Source organism: Halorussus marinus (genome assembly GCF_004521895.1).
GTDB classification, from domain to species: domain Archaea; phylum Halobacteriota; class Halobacteria; order Halobacteriales; family Haladaptataceae; genus Halorussus; species Halorussus marinus.
In genome coordinates, this window is sequence record NZ_SBIR01000001.1 from 1 (window position 1) to 21,026 (window position 21,026).

16 protein-coding genes, 1 tRNA gene and 2 rRNA genes are annotated in these 21,026 nt (G+C 68.1%); 10 read left to right on the forward strand and 9 right to left on the reverse strand.

The window, feature by feature from the left end; all coding sequences use genetic code 11:
- The 5 genes from EPL04_RS18970 to EPL04_RS00020 form a co-directional block, all read left to right on the forward strand.
- A 23S ribosomal RNA gene (locus EPL04_RS18970) occupies positions 1-121 on the forward strand; the annotation flags it as partial.
- A 133-nt stretch (positions 122-254) separates the two neighbouring features.
- Positions 255-376, forward strand: a 5S ribosomal RNA gene (rrf, locus tag EPL04_RS00005).
- 145 nt (positions 377-521) lie between these two features.
- Positions 522-597: transfer RNA gene (locus EPL04_RS00010), tRNA-Cys, on the forward strand.
- A gap of 438 nt (positions 598-1,035) precedes the next feature.
- A complete protein-coding gene (locus EPL04_RS00015) occupies positions 1,036-2,418 on the forward strand; it encodes an aspartate aminotransferase family protein (protein ID WP_134668271.1) in 1,383 nt (460 codons plus the stop codon).
- 41 nt (positions 2,419-2,459) lie between these two features.
- Positions 2,460-2,849, forward strand: a complete 390-nt coding sequence (locus EPL04_RS00020) for a RidA family protein (protein ID WP_134668273.1) — start codon at positions 2,460-2,462, stop codon at positions 2,847-2,849.
- 7 nt (positions 2,850-2,856) lie between these two features.
- Here the strand turns inward: EPL04_RS00020 and EPL04_RS00025 are convergent, their stop codons facing one another.
- Positions 2,857-3,924, reverse strand: a complete 1,068-nt coding sequence (locus tag EPL04_RS00025; protein WP_134668275.1) for a succinylglutamate desuccinylase/aspartoacylase family protein — start codon at positions 3,922-3,924, stop codon at positions 2,857-2,859.
- A 90-nt stretch (positions 3,925-4,014) separates the two neighbouring features.
- Complete coding sequence (locus tag EPL04_RS00030) at positions 4,015-4,668, reverse strand: hypothetical protein (protein WP_134668277.1); 654 nt, start codon at positions 4,666-4,668, stop codon at positions 4,015-4,017.
- A 545-nt stretch (positions 4,669-5,213) separates the two neighbouring features.
- On the opposite strand from EPL04_RS00030, the gene EPL04_RS00035 reads away from it, so the two are divergent.
- Both EPL04_RS00035 and EPL04_RS00040 read left to right on the forward strand, forming a co-directional pair.
- Complete coding sequence (locus tag EPL04_RS00035; protein ID WP_134668278.1) at positions 5,214-6,857, forward strand: BCCT family transporter; 1,644 nt, start codon at positions 5,214-5,216, stop codon at positions 6,855-6,857.
- Between the two features lie 54 nt (positions 6,858-6,911).
- Complete coding sequence (locus tag EPL04_RS00040) at positions 6,912-8,270, forward strand: class-III pyridoxal-phosphate-dependent aminotransferase (protein WP_134668281.1); 1,359 nt, start codon at positions 6,912-6,914, stop codon at positions 8,268-8,270.
- 108 nt (positions 8,271-8,378) lie between these two features.
- On the opposite strand, the gene ilvA is transcribed toward EPL04_RS00040, so the two are convergent.
- Together ilvA and EPL04_RS00050 are read right to left on the reverse strand one after the other, a co-directional pair.
- The gene (gene ilvA / locus EPL04_RS00045; RefSeq protein WP_134668282.1) at positions 8,379-9,617 is read right to left on the reverse strand and encodes a threonine ammonia-lyase; all 1,239 of its coding nucleotides are present in this window, start codon (positions 9,615-9,617) and stop codon (positions 8,379-8,381) included.
- Positions 9,614-10,894, reverse strand: a complete 1,281-nt coding sequence (locus EPL04_RS00050; RefSeq protein WP_134668284.1) for an amidohydrolase — start codon at positions 10,892-10,894, stop codon at positions 9,614-9,616. The genes ilvA and EPL04_RS00050 overlap by 4 nt, the downstream gene beginning before the upstream one ends.
- 133 nt (positions 10,895-11,027) lie before the next feature.
- Here EPL04_RS00050 and EPL04_RS00055 point away from each other — a divergent pair, with 133 nt between their 5' ends.
- Together EPL04_RS00055 and EPL04_RS00060 are read left to right on the forward strand one after the other, a co-directional pair.
- Positions 11,028-11,999 (forward strand): D-2-hydroxyacid dehydrogenase, encoded by a 972-nt coding sequence (locus tag EPL04_RS00055; RefSeq protein WP_134668286.1) that lies wholly within the window; start codon positions 11,028-11,030, stop codon positions 11,997-11,999.
- A 9-nt stretch (positions 12,000-12,008) separates the two neighbouring features.
- The gene (locus tag EPL04_RS00060) at positions 12,009-15,014 is read left to right on the forward strand and encodes an FAD-binding and (Fe-S)-binding domain-containing protein (RefSeq protein ID WP_134668288.1); all 3,006 of its coding nucleotides are present in this window, start codon (positions 12,009-12,011) and stop codon (positions 15,012-15,014) included.
- Between the two features lie 41 nt (positions 15,015-15,055).
- Here the strand turns inward: EPL04_RS00060 and EPL04_RS00065 are convergent, their stop codons facing one another.
- Together EPL04_RS00065 and EPL04_RS00070 are read right to left on the reverse strand one after the other, a co-directional pair.
- Positions 15,056-16,234, reverse strand: a complete 1,179-nt coding sequence (locus EPL04_RS00065; protein ID WP_134668990.1) for a M24 family metallopeptidase — start codon at positions 16,232-16,234, stop codon at positions 15,056-15,058.
- Positions 16,235-16,324: 90 nt separating this feature from the next.
- Positions 16,325-17,035 (reverse strand): 5-formyltetrahydrofolate cyclo-ligase, encoded by a 711-nt coding sequence (locus tag EPL04_RS00070; protein ID WP_134668290.1) that lies wholly within the window; start codon positions 17,033-17,035, stop codon positions 16,325-16,327.
- Between the two features lie 143 nt (positions 17,036-17,178).
- On the opposite strand from EPL04_RS00070, the gene EPL04_RS00075 reads away from it, so the two are divergent.
- Entirely contained in the window at positions 17,179-17,985 is an 807-nt protein-coding gene (locus tag EPL04_RS00075) for a hypothetical protein (RefSeq protein WP_134668292.1), read from the forward strand.
- Between the two features lie 12 nt (positions 17,986-17,997).
- On the opposite strand, the gene EPL04_RS00080 is transcribed toward EPL04_RS00075, so the two are convergent.
- The 3 genes from EPL04_RS00080 to endA form a co-directional block, all read right to left on the reverse strand.
- The gene (locus EPL04_RS00080; RefSeq protein WP_134668294.1) at positions 17,998-18,198 is read right to left on the reverse strand and encodes a hypothetical protein; all 201 of its coding nucleotides are present in this window, start codon (positions 18,196-18,198) and stop codon (positions 17,998-18,000) included.
- Between the two features lie 73 nt (positions 18,199-18,271).
- Positions 18,272-19,855 (reverse strand): tryptophan--tRNA ligase, encoded by a 1,584-nt coding sequence (locus EPL04_RS00085; RefSeq protein WP_134668296.1) that lies wholly within the window; start codon positions 19,853-19,855, stop codon positions 18,272-18,274.
- Positions 19,856-19,863: 8 nt separating this feature from the next.
- A complete protein-coding gene (endA, locus tag EPL04_RS00090) occupies positions 19,864-20,946 on the reverse strand; it encodes a tRNA-intron lyase (protein WP_134668298.1) in 1,083 nt (360 codons plus the stop codon).
- Positions 20,947-21,026: the final 80 nt, after the last annotated feature.

Sequence of the window (21,026 nt, forward strand, 5' to 3'; positions counted from 1 at the left end):
CCTGGAAAAGAGATACCACTGAGACCACTCGTAGAAGACGAGTTCGATAGACTCGGGATGTACGCGCCGAGGCAACGAGGCGTTGAGTCCGCGAGCACTAACAGGTCAAAGCCACACACTCATTTGACTCGCACTGGGATCCGGATTGCTCGGATCCAGGCGCAAACTGGATTGCACGTACCATACGGTTGTTAGAAATCGTCGAATCACCGACTGTGGTCAGTTGATCGCGGTTCGATTCCGCGAGTCGGCGTTAAGGCGGCCAGAGCGGCGGGGCGACACCCGTACCCATCCCGAACACGGAAGTTAAGCCCGCCTGCGTATCGAGGAGTACTGGAGTGGGCGACCCTCTGGGAAATTCGATTCGCCGCCTGCTATTCATAGGTGTTAAGCCTGCACGGACACGGTGTCCGTGCGGGCTTTTTTCATATCGATCGCGAGCTACAGCCCCCGTCTCGTTTGCGGTCGATCCGATCGGGGACCGCTATACTTAAGCGCAGCGAGCGATTAGCGCCAGACGCGCCAAGGTGGCAGAGTCCGGCCGAACGCAGCGGCCTGCAGAGCCGCCTACCGCCGGTTCAAATCCGGCCCTTGGCTTTCTACGTGAGAACAGCGAGTTTCGGAGCGGAACGTTCGTCGTTCGAAACCGACCCGTCGCCGAGGTCGATTCCGACGTCCGAGTCGTGTGTACCGAACGGCCCGCGACCGAGACGCGATTGCTGAGCGTTCGCGGTCGAGCTCAGCTCGCTCTCTCGCCCAGACCGGACTGCAGAGGCGTTCGACGACGGTTCGGAGCCGACAGTCGATTTGTGTGTCCGCACGACTCTGAGGAAGGCTACTTCTAGCCGTAAGCGTCGGGACTCTCCGATACCGTCGGCAGTCGAGTCGACGAACAGCGCCGTCAGCCGTCTCGGTGGCGTCGTGTGGTCCTGTGATATGTTCTCGTGAACCGATATCCACGGCATCGATTTCTGTGTATGATATGGATAGAATCCGTGGATAAGATATTTATGGATCATTCGCATGCGTTCTCCTATGACGGCTGGACCTCCCATCGACGAGTTGCACTACGACGACGCGCCCGACGTGAGCACCGTTCCCGGACCGGAATCCGAAAAACTGCTTCAGAAGCAACGCGACATCGACAGCAGCGCGGTCGCGTACCCCGAAGATATCCCCGTCGCCCTCGAAGAGGGCAAGGGCGCGACGGTTCGCGACGCGGACGGTAACACGTTCATCGACATGTTCGCGGGCATCGGCGTGTTGAACGTCGGCCACGCGAACCCATACGTGCTAGAGGCGGTCCACGAGCAGACCGACAAGCTCGTCCACACTGTCGACTTCCCGACTGAGGCCCGACTCGAACTCATCGAGAAGCTCGACGAGATCGCCCCCGAGGGCCTCGAAGGGAACAACCGGGTCGTCTTCGGCGGCCCGACCGGCAGCGACGCGGTCGAGGCCGCGATCAAGCTCGCGAAGTACAACACGGGCGGCGACGGCCTCGTCGCCTTCCGCGGAGCGTACCACGGTGCGACCAGCGGCGCGATGAGCCTCACCGGCAACAAGAAGTTCAAAGCGGATTACACGCCGCTGCTCTCGGAGGTCGTCCACGCCCCGTACCCCCATCCGTTCAGACAGGACAAAGAGCCCCAGGAGGCGGTCGATCACGCCCTCGAAGAGGTCCGGGCAATCATCGAGGACCCGTACGGCGGGCTCGCCAACCCCGCGGGCATCTTCGTCGAGCCGATTCAGGGCGAGGGCGGCGTCATCACGCCACCGGAGGGCTTCCTCAAGGGCCTGCGCGAGATCGCCGACGACAACGACGTGACGCTCGTCTTCGACGAGATCCAGGCGGGGCTCGGCCGCTCGGGTCAGTGGTGGGCCAGCGAGTGGTACGACGTCACCCCCGACGTGATGACCACCGCCAAGGCGCTCGGCGGCGTGGGCTTCCCGCTGTCGGCGACGATGTACCACGAAGACCTCGACACTTGGGGGTCGGGCGACCACGCCGGCACCTATCGGGGTCACGTCGTCGCGATGCGCGCGGGCACTCGGGCCATCGAGTACATGCAGGACCACGACCTGCTCGCCCACGCTCGCGAACTCGGCGACCACATCCGCCAGCGTCTCCGGGACGTCGGCGAGGAGACCGGCGCAATCGGTGAGGTCCGGGGCAAGGGCCTGTTCATCGGCGCGGAGTTCGTCGACGCCGACGGCGCGCCCGACGACGACGCGGTCGCGGCCATCCAACAGCGTTGCTACGAGAACGGCGTCCTCGTCTGGAAGGCCGGGCGACACGGCAACGTGCTCCGGCTCCTCCCGCCGCTGGTGCTCACCGAGGCGCTCGCGGAGACCGCGATGGATGTCGTCGAGCAGGCGATCCGCGACGTCGCCGCCGACGCCAAGAGCGTCGCCTGATCGCGGAGCGAGAGACGACCCACTACCATCCACGACGACCTATGACCGACACCGACCGAATCGTGACCGACGACGCACCGCACAACGACAACCCCTACTCGCAGGGGGTCCGGGCCGGCGACACGCTGTACGTCTCTGGCCACGGCCCCGTCGACCCCGAGACCTGCGCGGAGGTCGACGGCGACGTGCAGGCCCAGACCGACCGCGTCCTCGACAACCTCGCGGCGGTCGTCGAGGAGGCCGGCGGCGACGGGCTCGACGACGTGGTCAAGGTGACCGTCTACCTCACCGACCTCGACGACTACGACCGCGTCAACGACGCCTACGGCGAGCGGTTCCCCGGCGACCCGCCCGCGAGAGTCTGCGTCGAGGTGTCCCGGCTCCCCGGCGACGTCCGGATCGAACTCGACGCCGTGGCGTATCTGGGCTGACCCCGACTCACTCGCCGTCGGTTTCGCGGGCCACGACGAGCGGGTCGTCGTCGGGGACCGCGAGGTCGAGCAGTGGATCGTTTTCGTAGGCGGTCGCGCCCTCGTGGCGGCTCAGGACGTAGCCCGGCCGGTCGGTCCGGACGGTCGCCCTGTGCTCGCCGTGCGGGGTGAGGATGTCCGCCACGGGCTCTCCGTCCTCGACGACGTCGCCCTCTCGGACGCGGTACCGAACGACTCCGGCGGTGTCGGTGGGGGGGTGGACCGCCCGCTTTCGCGGCGACGGCGTGGGCGCTTCGAGCTGTGGTTCGGTTCGGGGCGGCTCGTCGACGACCCCGAGCGCCCGCGCCACGTTCTTGAGCCCCTCGACGCCGTAGCGTCTGGCGTCGTCCTCGACGACGTATCGCCCGCCGAGCTCGGGCGTGAAGGCCGGAATCCCGGCCTCGTGGACCGCGGCGCCCGACAGCGACCGGTGGAGCCCCTCGGCGACTTCCCGGGACCGCTCGTACTGGTTCACGACCGGCAGGCCGAACGCCGCGGTCAGGTCGGTTAGCCGGGTCGCGAGCGCGTCGGCTTCGTCCTCGGTTCGGTCTCGCCCGTAGGTGACCCGCGGCTGGATGACGTACGACGCCGAGCCGACCCACGAGGTGTGCAACGAGACGAGGGCGTCGGCGGTGTCGGCGACGAGATCGAACAGCCGGCGGTCGATGATCTCCTGGACTCGCGGTGGCCGGGTCGCCTCGGCGTCGGCGGCCGGGAAGTAGCGGTTGGGATCGTCGCCGTGGTAGTACGACGTCCGGCCGGTCACTCGGAGTCCGGCCGGGTTGGCGTTTGGGACGCAGACGACCCGCCCGGCGAGTCCCTCGGGGTCGAGCCACTCGACGAACTCGTGTGCGACCGCCAGACTCGTCGTCTCGTCGGCGTGGATCGCACCGACGACCCACAGCGTCGGGCCGGACTCGGCGCCGTCCGCGACGACGATCGGCAGTCGCTCGGCGCCGTCGGTCGGGAGCTCGGTCGCTTCGACGTACCCGGTCGTGGTCTCGCCTGCACGCACCTCTGCAGTTCCGATCTCCATACCGGCCTTCCTCGCGATGCCGACAAAACGCGTTCGCCACCGGCAACGCAGTTTCCGCCGTCGAGTCGCTCGACGACGCGGCGGTCCTCCTCAGTCGTTGAGCTCTTCGACGCGCTGGTCGCGGCGCTCGGCGGCGGCGTCGACCTGTTCGATGAACTCGGTCATCTGGGCTTTCATCTCCGAGCGGATCTCGGTCGGCGAGAACTCCTCGGACTCCGAGAGGAGCCGGACGAACGCCCACAGCTCCTCGTCGGTGACCTCGCTGAAGTCGCCGAATTCGAGTTTGTCGATGACCTCGTCGACGTCGATCTGGCCGACCGGGTCGACGTTGAAGTCGACGGTGACCATCCGGTAGTCAGATCCCGCGAGCTCCTGTTCGGCCTTGTTGACCCCCTGCGAGAGCATGTCCTTGAACGGGGTGTAGTAGCCCATCGTCCCGAGGTGGAGGAAGGCGAGCAGGTCGATGATACCCTGCGTGTACGCCTCGCGGGCGTCGTCGTCGGGGTTGAACACCGTCTCGCGGTCGCGGTCTTCGAGGTGTTCGAACAGGATCGTGAAGTCGAGGATGGAGTTGCGGATGCGGCGTCGGATCCGGTTTCGCTTCTGCTTTTTCGAGTGTTCGGTGTAGTCGGTCTTGCGCCCGAGCAGGAACTCCCGGTCGCTCGGCGTGAGGATCCCCCTGCCGCGGTCGGGCGAGTACGTGACGCTCGCGTCGGAGTCGGTCTCGTCGGGACCGTCGGTCATACACAGAATGTGTGTACGTATTTGATTAAGGGTTACGGTAGTCGGACGATATTTCCGGCTGATTCGGCGAGAGACGGGTCGAAACCGGGTACGGCGGTGATCGACGGGGCGATGGGGTCGCCGAATAGAGAACGACAGTCGGGTGCATTTCGACCGGGCGCGATCCGAACTGCGCAGACGACTGCTCGTGACGCCGAAAAGCGACCGCCGAGTAATCCCGTCGCCGCCCCCGACATTCTCTCTCCCGCCGGCGAATTACCGTTAGGGAAGTAAACGAATAGCGTATATTGGGGGATTCAATACACATATTCTGTTTCCATCGACCTCAATAACCGTAATGTTTATGCCAATTGTTCACGACGGATGGGGTGTGCGACATCGGATAGCACGGTGCGCGTGAGGTACCCTCATGAAAGCTAGAGAGTACGGCGCTACGTCCGATCCGACGTGCGAACAGCTCGACGAACGCATCTCCGTGACTACCGGAATCGGTCGACCGGGAGCGTCCCCCGAAACCGATTTCCGGTTACGGGAGGTGGTCGCCCGTGAGTAACCCCGACGACCTCGGGGCCGTCGGCCGGTTCAGAGAAGAGCTCGACCCGATCGTGTTCCTGTTCGGCGCGGGCCTGACCGTCGGACTCATCGCGCTGTACTTCGTCGACTCCGCGCTCGTCCAGGACGGGATCGACGCGGCCAACGGCCTGATAAACCAGTATCTCAACTGGGCGTTGCTGATCATCGTGTTCCTCATCGTTCTGTTCTTGCTGTTCCTGATCGTCGGCCCGTGGGGGAACATCAAGCTCGGCGACGAGTCGCCGGAGTACAGCTTCCTGTCGTTCTTCGCGATGCTGTACTCCGCGGGGTTCGCGGCGGGCGTGGTGTTCTGGGGTCCGGCCGAGGCGCTGTTCTACTACGACAACCCTTCGCCGCTGTTCGACGTCGCGGGCGGCTCCTCGGAGGCGATGGTGATCGCGGTCCAGCAGACGATCTTCCACTGGGCGCTCCCCCAGCTCGCGGTCTTCACCATCATGGGGATCGCGATCGGCTACTTCGCGTACAACTACGAGTCGGTTCCGCTCCGGGTCTCCTCGGCGCTGACCCCGATCCTCGGCAAGGACAACCTCGACGGCGTGGGCGCGAAGATCGTCGACATCATCGCGGTCTTCGCGACCATCGGCGGCGTCGCGACCTCGCTTGGCTTTATCGGGAGCCAGTTCATCACCGGGCTCGACTACCAGTGGGGCATCGATCTGGGTGACACCGGCGTCATCCTCGTCGTCACCGCGATGACGCTTTTGTTCACCATCTCGATGGTGCTCGGGGTCGACAAGGGGATCCGTCGACTCTCGAACTTCAACATGATCATGTTCGTCGCGCTCATGGCGGTGGCGTTCGTCGTGGGTCCGTCGGTGTTTCTCGTGTTGCTCGGGACCCAGGCGCTGGGCGGGATGATCACCGATTTCGTCTCGATGAGCCTGTTCACCGGCGCGGGCGCGATGGGCGGGGGCGACCCCGCCGCCACCGAGTGGATGAACGCGTGGACGGTCTTCTACTGGGCGTGGGCGCTCTCGTGGTCGCCGTTCGCGGGCCTGTTCATCGCCCGCATCTCGAAGGGCCGGACCGTTCGGGAGGTCGCGTTCACCGGCATCGGCGCGACGTCGGCCGCGACCATCCCGTGGTTCACCATCGTCGGCGGGTCGGCCGTCTGGGCCCAGCACAACGGCACCGCCGATATTCTGGGTCCCCTCGGAGAGATCGGCGCCTCGGTCGCGGGCTACGCGCTGTTCGAGACGTTCCCGTTCGGCTCGGTGCTGATGGTGGTGTTCATGCTACTGGTAACCACCTTCTTCATCACGTCGGCCGACTCCTCGACGCTCGCGGTGTCGATGATGACCACCGGCGGGAAGGCCGAGCCCTCGAACATCAACCGCGTGTTCTGGGGCGTCGTCCTCGGGATGTTCGCCGCGATCCTGATGACCCTCGGCGGGGTCAACGCGCTCCAGGACGCGGTCATCATCACCGGCGCGCCGTTCGCGTTCGTCTGTTTCGCCGCGTTGCTCGGACTCGTCCGGGAGTTCAGTTCGAAGTACGGGCGCGTGTTGTTGCAGGAGGAGACGGCGATCGTCGGCTCCTCGGAGTCGACCGACAAATCCGGGACCGCCACGCGGCCGAGCACCGACGACGACTGAGCCGCGACCCGTCTAATAACAACTTTTAATTGACGACACATACACTTTCTGTGTATGGATAGGGACACCGCGGAACCCGACGCGGACGCGCTCCCCGGCCCGAACGCCGAGAAGTGGGTGCAGTTCCACGGAGAGCACGCGGCCCCGAGCGAGTACTCCCACGAGTTCGTCTGGGACATCACCGCCGAGGCCGACGGCCCGTTCGTCACCGACGTCGACGGGAACGTGCTCCTCGATTTCACCTGCCACATCGGGGCCGCGCCGCTGGGGTACAACAACGAGAAGATGCTCGACAAGTTCGAGGAGTTCGATCTGGTCGAGCCGATGAAGATCGCCGGCCAGGACATGTACTTCGGGGCGGGTCCCGACCCCGAGTCGTCGTCGCTTCCCGGTTCGAGCCACCTGATGGCGAAGCTGACGGAGGTGTCGAGCCACTACGACATGGACACGGTCTTCCTGTCGAACTCCGGGGCCGAGGCGGTCGAGAACGCGATGAAGATCACCTACGACCGGAACCCGACCGCCAAGTACGGCTTCGCGTTCGCCGACAGCTTCCACGGCCGGACGCTCGGGACCCTCTCGGTCACCCGGTCGAACGAGGTCTACACCCGCCACTACCCGGAGATCGCCGGCATCCGGACGGTGCCGTTCTGCGACGGCTGTGGCGGCGCCGACTCGTGTGACTGTGGGTTTTTCACCGGCGAGGGCTCCCAGCTCCGAAACGCCCTCCAGCCCGAGGGCGGCCACCTCAACCCCGACGAGGTCGGATTCGTCGTCGTCGAGCCGATTCAGGGCGTCGGCGGCTACCGGTTCCCGAGCGAGTCGTTCATGGCGGAGGTCGGTGACGTCTGTGAGACGTACGACATCCCGCTGATCGTCGACGAGATCCAGTCGGGCGTCGGCCGCACCGGCGAGATGTGGGCCGCCGACCACTACCCCATCGAGCCGGACGTGATCGCGAGCGCCAAGGGGCTCCGGGTCGGCGCGACGATCTCTCGCTCGGACGTCTTCCCCGCCGAGTCCAATCGCCTCGGCTCGACGTTCGGCGGCGGCGACATCCTCGCGTCGATGCAGGGCGTGTTCACGCTGGAGGCGATCGAGGAACACGACCTGCTCGACAACGCGACCGAGCGGGGTCGCCAGGCCACGGAACTGCTCGCCGACGGGTCGCCAGACCACGTCGTCGACGTGCGGGGCGAAGGACTCATGCTCGCGGTCGAGTTCGACGCCGCCGACCGGCGCGACGCCGTGGTCGAGGAGTCGCTGAAGCGGGGCCTGCTCACCCTCGGCTGTGGGACCAAGACCATCCGACTGCTCCCGCCGCTCGACGCGACCGAGCGCGAGATCGAGCTCGGCATCGGTATCTTCACCGACGCCGTCGAAGCCGCCGGCCGCGCGTCGCGGGTCGCGTAGGACCCGGATCACGACGATCGGCGTCCGGCGTCCGAGTGCTCGGACCGAATCGAGCTCGGAGGCGAGACGCCAGACGCGCCTCGGCGCGGACCGACTCCTCGCCGGACGTCAGTCCTCGACCGCGACCCCGTCGAGAGCGTCCAGCCCGTCGAGCGTCTCCGCGAGGTGCTCGGGGCCGCTACCGGCTATCGCGGCGGCGACGGGGGTTCGGATCGGATCGGCGGTCTCGGTCGGGCGCGCCTGCTCGATCGCGTCGAGCTCGGCGCCGTGGACCGCGACGGTCTCGGCGATCGCCGCGAGGCCGGTCGGCCAGTCGGCGACCGCCAGTCGGACCTCGGCGTACCGACCCAGCTCCCGCAGGCCCTGGCGCGCGATCTCGCCGTGGTCGGTCAGATCGACGTTGCCACCCGAGATAAGGACGCCGACGTGCTCGCCCGCGACGTCGAGATCGTCCGAAAGTAGCGCCGCGAGCGGGGCCGCGCCCGCCGGCTCGGCGACGACCTTCGCACGCTCGGCCAACAGCGCGACCGCGGCGGCCAGTTCGCGGTCGGTGACCGTCACCACGTCGTCGACGCGCTCGCGGGCCACCGCGAACGTCTTCTCGAGGAGCCGCGTGTCGGCGATCCCCTCCGCGACCGTGTCGACGCCGGGCAACTCTCTGATCTCGTCGGCGTCGAGCGACGGCTTGGCGTGGGCGGCGCCCTCGGGTTGGACGCCGATCACACGGACATGGGGGTCGTCGTGTTTCAGGGCGGTCGCGACCCCCGAGATCAGCCCGCCGCCGCCGATCGCGACGAGCACGATATCGACCTCGGGGTACTGCTCGCGGAGTTCGAGCCCGACCGTCCCCTGTCCGGCGATTATCGCCGCGTCGTCGAACGGGTGGACGAAGGCCGCGCCCGAATCGTCGGCGAGGTCGAGCGCGCGCTGGTAGGACTCCTCGTAGATGTCGCCCTCGACGCGCACCTCCGCGCCGTACCCGCGTGTCGCCTCGATCTTCGCCGCGGGCGTCACCTCGGGCACTACGACGGTGGTCTCGACGTCGCGGAGTCTGCCGGCGAGCGCGACCCCCTGTGCGTGGTTGCCCGCGCTCGCCGCGACGACGCCCCGCTCGCGCTCGGCGGCCGAGAGCCCGACCATCTTGTTGTAGGCCCCGCGGATCTTGAACGAGCCGGTCCGTTGCATGTTCTCGAGCTTGAGCCCGACCGAGGCGGCGCCGCTCCGCTCGGCGAACGTCGTCGAGCGATCGAGCGGGGTCCGGTGGACGACCCCGTCGAGGCGCTCGCGGGCGGCCTCGACGTCGGCGTGAGTGACGACGTCGTCGGCGTCGGGGGCGCGCTCGGTCATGCGCCGTCGGTCGCGACCGAGCGGATCGACTCGGTCAACACCTCGACGCCGGTCGCGAGGCTCCGCTCGTCGACGTCGAACGTCTCGGTGTGGTGGCTCGTCGGGTGGTCGGTGCCGACGATGAGGTACGACGCGAGCCCGCCCGCCTCCTGGACGCGCTCCATCAGGAAGGTGGCGTCCTCGCTCGCGCCGAAATCGGCGGTCGGCACGACGGTGTCGACGCCCTCGACGCCGCGGGCGGCGTCCGCGACGACGTCGACGAGTTCGGGGTCGCTGTCGGCCCGCGGCGACTCGCTGACCACCTCGACCGTCGCCTCACAGCCGTGCATCTCGGCGGCGGTCTCGACGGTCTCGGTCAGCCGGCCTTTCGCGTACTCCATCAGCTCGGTGGTCTCCCCGCGGGCCTCGGCGACGAGGTCGGCGCGCTCGGCGATCACGTTGCTCGCGGTCCCAGACGACGCCTTGCCGACGTTCACCCGGGTCATCCCGTCCTCGTGGCGCGGGATGGCGTAGGCGTTCTGGATCGCGGTGCCGAGCGCCTGCATCGCGTTGTCGCCGTCCTGTGGGGCCTTTCCGGCGTGGGCGGAGGTCCCCCGGATGGTCGCGTCGACGTGGCACATCGCCAGCGGGCGCTCGATGCCCGCGACCACCTCGCCGGTCGGGTGGTCGAGGCCGACGTGGACCGCCAAGAAGTAATCGAGCCCTTCGGCGAACCGGCTCCGGGCCATCGGGTAGCCGCCGCCGGAGGTCTCCTCGGCGGGCTGGAAGAAGACGACCAGCCGACCCGCGAAGTCGCTGTCTTTGATCGCTTCGAGCGTCGCCAGCCCCCAGGTCATGTGGGCGTCGTGGCCGCAGGCGTGCATCGTCTCGCCGGTCTCCGACCGGAATCCCTCGGCGGCCGGAGCGTGGTCGTCGGCGCTCGACTCCTCGATGAACAGCCCGTCGATGTCGACCCGAAGGCCCACTGTCGGCCCCTCGCCCCGGTCGAGCACCGCGATCGCCCCGGTGTTGCCGCCCGCCATCGCGTCGAGGAGTTCGGGGTCCGCGCCCCGGTCGCGCGCGCGCTCGAACCACCGTTCGACGCTGTCGTCGTCGGGCACCGCCATCCGGTCGTCGGGGTCGTACGCGTCGGGACCGACGGCGAGCTCGTCGACGCCGATCCGTTCGAGCGCCTCGACCAGCAGGTGGGTGGTGTAGAACTCGCGCCACGCCGGCTCCGGATACCGGTGGAACTCGCGTCGGGTCTCGGCCAGTTCGTCTCGAACCGTCTCTGGCATGCGTGGACCTCACACGCTCCAGCCACTTATTTGTAAACGCTTTCCGTTAATAGCGGCTACACAAAGGATTAAGTCCGCCACTCGCCATGGGTCGAACACTCACAGCGCGTCCGCGAGACGCGACCACCCAACCATGAACGAGAAACCCGACGTCGTCGTCCTTCGGGAGGGGACCGAAGGGCTATCGATGGAATCGTACGCCGACGAACTGCGCGACCGACTCCCCGACCGCACCGTCGCGCTCGCGCGTACGCCGAGCGAGGAGCGCGAACTCGTCGCCGACGCCCGGGTCGTCACCGGCATCACCGTCGACGAGGAGACGCTCTCGGGAGCCCAACGGCTCGAACTGTTCGCCTGCACGTTCGCGGGCACCGACCACGTCCCGATGGACGCGTTCGCCGACCGCGGGGTCGCGGTCACGAACGCCGGCGGCATCCACGCGCCCGGCATCGCCGAGCAGGCGATCGGCAACATGCTCGCGTTCGCGCGCCGGCTCCACGAGGGGTGGCGGCGCAAGCGGAACCGCGAGTGGCGCCACTTCCAGTCGAGCGAGTTCACCGGAAGCACCGTCACCGTGATCGGGCTCGGATCCATCGGACAGGCGGTCGTCCAGCGCCTCGACGGGTTCGAGGTCGACACGATCGGCGTCCGCTACACCCCCTCGAAGGGCGGGCCGACCGACGAGGTCGTCGGCTTCGACGAGGAGGCGATCCACGACGCCCTCTCGCGCAGCGAGTACGTCGTCGTCGCCTGCCCGCTCAACGACATGACCCGCGGGCTGATCGGCGAGGCCGAACTGGCGACACTCCCGACCGACGCCGTGGTGGTCAACGCCGCCCGCGGCCCCATCGTCGACACCGACGCGCTCGTCTCGGCGCTGCGCTCGAACAAGATCCGGGGCGCGGCCCTCGACGTGACCGACCCCGAGCCCCTACCCGAGGACCACCCGCTCTGGACCCTCGAAAACTGCCTGATCACGCCCCACACCGGCGGCCACACCCCGCGCCACTGGGAGCGGCTCGCCGACATCATCGCCGACAACGTCGAACGGCTCGACTCGGGCGCGGCGCTCGAAAACCAAGTACTTGCGCCCGAGTCCCGTTAGCTCGAACAGATGGCCACACACGACACCCCGGCCGCCGACGAGCGGCCGGACCGCGACGACGATCCGGCGGCCGACCCGCGGGCCGACTACGACTACGTCGGCGGCGGCGTCGCCGACGCGGAGCTCGTCGGAGACCTCCGCGACCGGATCGACGGCGAGGTCCGCTTCGATTCGTACTCCCGCCAGCTGTACGCGACCGACGCCAGCGCCTACGAGGTGACGCCGATCGGCGTCGTCCTCCCCGCCTCGACCGCGGACGTCGCGGCGGTCGTCGAGTACTGCGCCGACCGCGAGATCCCGGTCCTCCCGCGGGGCGGCGGGACCAGCCTCGCCGGGCAGGCGGTCAACGAGGCGGTCGTGCTCGATTTCACGACCCACATGGGCGAGCTGGTCGAGGTCGACCCCGACGACCGCCGGGCGCGGATGCAGGCCGGTGCGGTCCTCGCGGAGCTCAACGACGAGCTCGCGCCCCACGGTCTGAAGTTCGCGCCCGACCCCGCCGCGGGCAACCGGAGCACCGTCGGCGGTGCGATCGGGAACAACTCGACGGGGGCTCACTCGCTGAAGTACGGCAAGACCGACGCGTACGTCGAGTCGTGCGAGGTCGTCTTGGCTGACGGCACCGTGACGACGTTCGGCGAGGTCTCGCTCGACGAACTCCGAGCCCGGGCCGACCCGGCGGCCGAGGACCTCCAAGCCCGCATCTACGCCGAGGTCGCTCGCATCGTCGACGAGGAAGCCGAGGCGGTTCGGGACGTCTACCCCCAGCTCAAGCGCAACGTCTCGGGGTACAACCTCGATCGATTGATAGCCGAGGCCGAGGACGGCTCGGTCAACCTCGCGCGCCTGCTCGCCGGGAGCGAGGGCACCCTCGGGATCGTCACCGAGGCGACGGTCTCGCTCGAACCCGTGCCCGAGACCAAGGCGGTCGCGCTCCTCACGTATCCCGACCTGCTGGACGCGATGGCCGACGTCGACGACATCGTCCGGGACCACGACCCGGCGGCCGTCGAAGCCATCGACGACGTGTTGCTCGATCTGGCCCGGGACACCGAGGAGTTCGCGGACGTGGTCGGGATGCTCCCGTCGGGGACCGAGACCGCGCTACTCGTGGAGTTCTACGCCGAGGACGACGCCCACGGCCGCGAGCAGGTCGCGGACCTGCTCGACGACCGCGTGGGCGACCGGGCGTTCGACGCGCTCGAAGCCCACGACGCCGACGAGCGCGCCCAGCTCTGGAAGCTCCGGAAGTCCGGGATGCCGATCCTGCTCTCCAGGACCTCCGACGCCAAGCACATCTCGTTCATCGAGGACACCGCGGTCCCGACCGAGAACCTCGCCGACTACGTCGCGGAGTTCCAGCGGGTCCTCGAAGACAACGACACGTTCGCGAGCTTCTACGCCCACGCCGGTCCCGGGTGTATGCACATGCGCCCGCTGGTCGACACCAAGAGCCCGGCGGGAGTCAACCAGATGGAGTCCATCTCGGACGCGGTGACCGACCTCGTCGTGGAGTACGGCGGGAGCGTCTCGGGCGAACACGGCGACGGCCGCGCCCGGACCCAGTGGAACCGCAAGCTCTACGGCGACCACGTCTGGGGCGTGTTTCGCGATCTCAAGACCGCGTTCGACCCCGACTGGCTGCTCAACCCCGGGCAGGTGTGTGGCGACGTCGACATGACCGAGAACCTGCGATTCGACCCCGACTACGAGTTCGAGGCCGGCTTCGATCCGGCGCTCGACTGGGCCAACGAGAACGGCTTTCAGGGGATGGCCGAACTCTGTCACGGCTGTGGGGGCTGTCGGGGCGAGCAGGAGACCACCGGCGGCGTGATGTGTCCGACCTACCGGGCCGCCGACGAGGAGAGCCTCAGCACGCGCGGCCGGGCGAACATGCTCCGGCAGGCGATGAGCGGCGACCTCGATCAGGATTCGACCGACACCGAGTTCGTCGCCGAGGTGATGGACCTCTGTATCGGCTGTAAGGGCTGTAAGCGCGACTGTCCGAGCGAGGTCGACATGGCGAAGCTCAAAGCCGAGGTCGAACACGCCCACCACGAGGAGCACGGCGCCGACCTCCGCGAGCGCCTCTTCTCGGAGGTCGACCGGCTCAACGCGGTCGGATCGGCGCTCGCGCCCCTCTCGAACTGGGCCGAGAAGCTCCCGGGGGCCCGCACCCTCCTGGAGAAGACCGTCGGCATCGCCCGCGAGCGCGAGCTCCCGACGTTCCACCGCGAGAGCTTCGTCGACTGGTTCGAGGCCCGGGGCGGTCCCCGTGTCTCTGCGGCCGACGCGGTCCGGAAGGTCGCGCTGTTCCCCGACGCGTACACCAACTACAACCATCCCGAGGCCGGGAAGGCGGCGGTCCGCGTCCTCGAAGCCGCGGGGGTCCGGGTCCGGATCCCGGCGGACGTGACCTCGACCGGGCGGCCGGCCCACTCGAAGGGCTTTCTCGACAAGTCCCGCGAGCGCGCCGCGCAGAACGTCGACGCGCTCGCGCCGAAGGTCGAAGACGGCTGGGAGGTGGTGCTGGTCGAGCCCTCCGACGCCGTGATGCTCCAGTCGGACTACCTCGACCTGCTGGGCGAGACGACCGACGCCGAGCGGGTGGCGAGAAACACCTACGGCGTGCTGGAGTATCTCGACCGGTTCGACCTGACCGACGCGGTCGCGTTCGACGCGCCAGACGAGTCGGTGACCTACCACGGCCACTGCCACCAGAAGGCGACCAAGAAAGACCACCACGCCGCCGCGGTGCTCGACGCGGCGGGCTACGAGGTGGACCCGCTGGACTCGGGATGTTGCGGGATGGCCGGGAGCTTCGGCTACGAGGCCGAACACTACTCGATGAGCAGAGCGATCGGCGAGATCCTGTTCGAGCAGGTCGAGGCCAGCGACGGCGACGTGGTGGTCGCGCCCGGCGCGTCGTGTCGGACCCAGCTCGGCGACCGGGATGGCGACGCCCCCGAGCCGCCCCACCCGATCGAGAAGGTCGCCGACGCCGCCGGCCGGTAGGCAGGGCCCGGCGCCGTCTCGGGGCAGTCCGCGCCCCGCGTTCAGGCCGTGAACAGCTCTCGCGGGAACTCCGCGAGCACCTCCGCGCCGCTGGACGTGACCCGGAAGGTCTCGCTGAGCTCGACGCCGAAGTCGTCGAACCACAGTCCCGGGATCATGTGGAAGGTCATGTTCTCCTCCAGGATCGTCTCGTCGCCCGGCCGGATGCTGGCGGTGTGCTCGCCCCAGTCCGGCGGGTAGCCCAGCCCCATCGAGTAGCCGATCCGGTCTTCTTTCTCGACGTCGTACTTCGCGATCGTCTCGCGCCACGCTTTCTCGACGGACTCGGCGGTCACGCCGGGTTCGACCGCGTCGAGCGCGGCGTCGATGCCCTCGACCACGATGTCGGCGGTCTCTTGGACCTCCGCCGGCGGGTCGCCGACGAACGTCGTCCGCGCGAGCGGCGAGTGGTACCGATGACGACAGCCCGACAGCTCGATGATGACCGGGTCGCCGTCCTCGAACTCACGGTCGGTCCAGGTGAGGTGGGGCGTCCCGGTGTGGTCACCCGACGGCATCAGGGGCACGATCGAGGGGTAGTCGCCGCCGTACTCGTCGGTGCCGTCGACGAGCGCCGAGTAGATCGCCTCGGCGGCCTCGTACTCCGGGACGCCCTCGCCGATGGCGTCGAGCCCCGCGGCCATCGCGTTCTCGGAGATGCGGGCGGCCTGGCGCATGTACTCTAACTCCTGCTCGGACTTCTCGACCCGGGCCCAGTTGACCAACAGCGTGTGGTCCTCGAAGTCGGCCTCCGGGAGGTTCTTCTGGAGGCGAGTGTAGGACTTGGCGGTGAAGTAGTAGGCGTCCATCTCCAGTCCGACCGTACCGTCGGCGACTCCGAGCGCCTCCAGTTGGTCGGCGAGAAAGTCCATCGGATGGAGGTCGTACGGCGAGTGAACGTGGTCGTCGCTGTACGCCCGGATGCTGTCCTCGTCGAGCGTCGTGGTCGCCCGAGCGCCGTTGGCGTCCATCTCCCGGCCCACCCACACCGGTTCGTCGCGGTCCGGGGTCACGATGACCGCCTGATGGACGTAAAACGACCAGCCGTCGTACCCCGTGAGGTAGTTCATGTTCGCGGGGTCGGAGACGACGAGCGCGTCCAACTCCTCCTCGCGCAGTCGCGTTTTCGTCCGTTCGATTCGGCGTTCGTACTCGCTCTCGTCGAAGATCACCTGAGACATGGCAACGCTACTCACTACCCCGTTCGCCGACCGAGAGTATAAGGTTTTTTGTGTACGATAAAATCGGTTACTGTGTATATCTCGGTCGAGTCACTCTCGCAGGCGCGCCAACACCGGGAGCTCCTCGATTCGCTCGGCCGACAGCGCCTCCCAGATGATCCCGGCGGGCCGATCGTAGTCGGTCTCGGTCTGGATCGTCCGGGTCGGGGTCACCACGAGGTCCATCGGCACGTCGTGGGCGTCGACGTCGACGGGTCCGTCGATCACTTGGGCGTCGTGGACCGTGGTCGCGATCGTGGTCTCCTCGTCGACCAGTCCCAGTTCGCACAGGACCGCGTATTCGAGGTCGCTGTACCCCTCGCCCTTGCCGATCCGGGCGCCGGCCTCGGTGACCGCGACGCTCCCCGAGACCACCAGATCGATCGCGTCGACCGCGTCGGGACCGACCTGCCGGGCGTGATCCTCGACGTGCGAGACGGTCGGCGCGCTGTCGTACGCCTCGGGCGGGATCTCGCCGGGGTCGAGTTCGTAAAAAGGCTTCTCGTCGCGGAGTCGCGGCACGGCCATGTAGACGGTCTTGCCCGCCCGGAGCGCCCGCCGGCGGACGGGCAACTGGGGCGCGTCGGGGTTGGCTTTCACCGCGTCGGCCGCCCGCCACTCGTCGGTCTCGGCGAGTCGGTCGGCGGCGTCGGCGGCGCCCGCGACGTTCGGAATCCGGCCGTGGGGCGGAAACGGGAAGCGCGCGATCCCCTCGGCTTCCAGTCGGTCCCAGATGCGCTCGCGGTACTCCTGTTTGTCCATACTCGCGTTCGGTCCGTGGGCGCCGAAAAGCTCCCGGCTCCGGGCCAAGTGTGATACTTCTCGCTCGCCGGACTAAACCGTTTGGCCCGCGTCGCTCGCTCGAAAAGTAACCATTAAACGGAGCGCGTCCGTCGGCTTCGAATATGCAACGACGTTCAGCGACGGTGTACGCCGTCCTCTTTCTCGTCGTCGCCGCCGGCGCGTACTCGCTCATCGGGACAGCTCAACAGCCCGACATAAGCGTCGAAGGCGACACGTACACGGAAGACCAGACGCTGACCGTCGGCGACCGCCAGTACACGGTGGCGTCGATCGGTGACGGCGAGGGAACGCTGGCGTGGACGAACGAGTCCGCCCGGTACACAGCGACGTGGGAGAACAACACGACGACCCAGTTGGACAACACCACCTATCGGGTGCTCATCCCCAACGAGTCAGACCCGGGCGAGGTGACGCTCCGCCAGCAGTTCAACCTGAGCGAGAACACCTCGACGGTCACCCAAGACGAGACTCGCTACGTCATCGTCGGTGAGGGCGACAACCGGACGCTCGTCCCGGTCGACGAGTACAAGCGCGATCAGTTCGGCGAGCCCGACACCCGGACGTTCGCCGAGGGCGAGACCGTCCAGTACGAGGGCAACGAAACGACCGTCAGCAACATCACGGCCGACGTCGCCACGCTGGCGTGGACCGGCACGCGGACGAACGAGGTCGGTCTCGCGGAAGGCCGGAACGTCACGCTCGGCCCGACCGGCGACACGCAGAGCTTCGTGCCTCACTTCCCCGAAGAGGGCGAACTCCTGCTCTCGACCCAGACCGCCGAGTATCAACAGCAACTCGACGCGCAGGCCGACTTCGACGAACGCATCGCCGGGCTGTGGGGAGTCGTCATCCTCAGCGGCCTCACGGTCGCGTTCCTCGTGATGTTCGCGTTCCTGCCGAACAAGTAACGTAATCGCGGCCTACTCCTTCGCGACCCACGCCAGTCCGGCGCCGATACCGATCGCCGACAGCGCGCCGAGCACCTGTCCGACCGCCAGGAGCGCGCCGCCGCCCTTGTGCGCCCACGGCATCCCGACCAGCGTCGCGATGCCGACGAGCGCGATCAGTACGCCGAAGCCGATGCCGAGGGGTTCGAGTCGGTCCGCTGTCGTCGTCGCCATACGTCCGTCCACCCCTTCCGCCCGGTTAACTGTTACCGAATGCACCCGCTCGACCGGGCGCGGACTCGTCGACTCACGTCCGCGCCCGATCGCTGTCGAGGTCGATGTCCGCCGCCTCCAACAGCTCTTGGACCTCCGCGCGCTTCTCCTGGTGGTCTGCGAGGAACTCCCGCATCAGCTCGGCGGCCTGCTCCTTGCAGTCGCCACACAGGCGCTCGCCGTCCACACACTCGTCGTAGACCCGCTTGGCGAACTCGTCGTCGTCGCCCGCGAGCAGGTAGGCGTACAGCTCGTACACCGGACACTCGTCGGCCTGCCCGCCGAGCTCGCGTTGCTTCTCGGCGGTCTCCCGGCCGCCCGTGGTCGCGGCCTTCACCTTCTCGTAGCCGTCCTCGGGGTCGTCGAGCAGGCTGATGTGGCTCGCGGGCACCGACGACGACATCTTCCCGCCGGTCAGCCCGGTCATGAACCGGTGGTAGATCGAGGAGGGCGCGACGAAGCCGTAGCCGCCGTGGTCGAGTTCGACCTCGCGGGAGAGCTCCTCGGCCGCCTCGCGGGAGAGCTCGAACGAATCGACGTGCTCGTCGAACACGCGCTTCTCGCCGTCGACCGCGTCGATGAGCGCTTCGAACGCCTCGTCGGTCGCGTTCCGGTCGAGGAACCTGACCCGGGGTCGGAGGGGCTCTTTGCCCGCCTCCCGGAGCTTCGCCGCGACGCGCTCGCGGGCGTCGTCGGGCGCCATCTCGGCTTCGAGCCAGTCGGCGGCGTCCTCGCACCGGACGGGCTCGTCGGTGTCCTCGGAGAGCGCGCCGTACGCCGCCGCGAGGTGCTCGCGCTCGTCGGCGTCGGCCTCGAAGCTCGCGTAGGCCTTCGTGACGCCGAAAAACTGCGTCCGGGCCGCGAGGTCCCGCGCGAGCCGGACGTGGGGGTCCTGGTCGGGACCGACCGGGATGACCGTCGGCTTGGGCTCGTCCAGTTGGGGGTAGAGGATGTCGGCCATCTGGGTCACGACGCTCTGCATGTGCGAGACGCTGGTCTCGCCGTCGAAGCCGTAGATGTTCTCCAGCTCGGAGAAGTTGGCGCTCTCGCCGAGTTCGAACCCGAGGTCCTGGAGTTCGCGGTTGTCCGACTGGCGGTAGAGCTCGCCCTCCTCGGGGTCGAACCCGAGCGCGAGCAGGCTGAGCAGGTAGTCTCGCGCGTGCTCGTCGATCTCGTCCCACGTCATCCCGCGGGCGCTGTTGGCTTCGAGGTCGGCGATGAGCGCGTAGGCGTCCCCGCCCTGCTGTTGGTGCCAGATGATTTCGTCGAACACCAGCTTGTGACCGATGTGGGGGTCGCCGGTCGGCATGAACCCCGAGAGCGCCGCGAAGGGCTCGCCCGTCGCCATCGCCTCGGCCACCTTGCGGTAGTCGCGGTGGCCGAAGATGACGCCCCGCCGCATCAGGTAGTGGGGATCGGGCACCTCGGCCAGTATCTCGTCGAACGCCTCGATGCCGAAGTCCTCGAACAGCTTCCGGTAGTCGGCGACGGTCGCCGACCCCCACGGGTCGAGGGTCGTCTCGTCGTCGCCGGCCGCCGTCCCGCCGTCGGGGAGCGGTTCGGCCGCGTCCTCGCCGTCCGGGTCTCGCCCGCGGTCGCTAGTGGTATCTCGTGTCATATATGGTGTCACGGTGTCAATCGGCCCACCGAGAGCCAACTCGTTATGCCGTCGTTCGGCCCTATCAGCGCAAAAATCATTCGCTTCCGGACCCCGTGGGCGAGGCGCACGTCGAGCGCCAGATCGCGGGGCGCGAACGCGTGGTCGTCGGGGAGTACCCGGACGAGACACTCCGAGTGGCCCAGATCGTCGACCGACTCGACCTCGGCGTAGGTTCGGAAGTCCGCTCCGAACTTGAAGCCGGTCTTGGGGACGACGCCCCGTTCGCGGAGCGCCCGGTACACCCGGAGTCGGCGATCGAACCGCTCGCCCTCGACGGCCCGCCCGCGCTCGCGGACGGCCTCGGGACCGCCCTCGACGGCGAGGACGCCCTCCGTGGCGAGGAACGCGGCCTCGACCAGCGAAAGTTGGAGCGCGCCCGGCACCGAACGGTTCGGGTCCCGGCCGTCGAGGGGCTGACCGTAGAACCCCAAGTAGTGGAGTCGCTCGGGGGGCTCCCACACCAGCACGCGGTCGTCGAGCAGGTCGGCCGACACGTCCCGGGGCAACTCGACTGTCGAGGTGCCCCGCAGGTCCGCCCGATCGGTTTCGAGGTACGTGATCTCGCTCTCCTCGTCGACGACCGCGAGCACCGTCGCTCCGAGGTCGGCGGCCGGGACGGCCGCGCGCTCGCCGACGACCCGGACCCGATACAGCACCTCGTCGTCCCACGGCCCCTTCCCGCGGGGATAGACGACGAAGTCGGACTCGGCTCGCGGGGCCTCGACCCAGCCCTCGCGGGCCGGCGAGAGGTAAAACCCCCGGTCGCGGAGGTCGGCGTACACCAGAAACCGGGTCGCGATCTCGTCGCCGGCGGCCGCGAGGAACGCCCGGAACCCCATGCGCTCGCCGTCGGCCCCCGATCGGCCCTCCGCCGCGTCCCGCACGACGCTATCGAGATCTCCCTTGAACAGCAGATACGCGGCCTCGACCCGCGAGAGCGCGATGTGGTTGCCGGCGTCGAGCGGCCGGCCGTACCCGCTCGAATCGTAGAAGCGCTGGCGGGCGTCCCCGCCGACCACCACCTCGCCGTCGCGAAGGCGTCCGTCCATGGGCGTCCATCGGATTCCCGGCGTCAAAGGGGCTCCGGTGTCCCCGCGAGGCCGACGGCCTGTCCGCGGGAAGAGCGCGC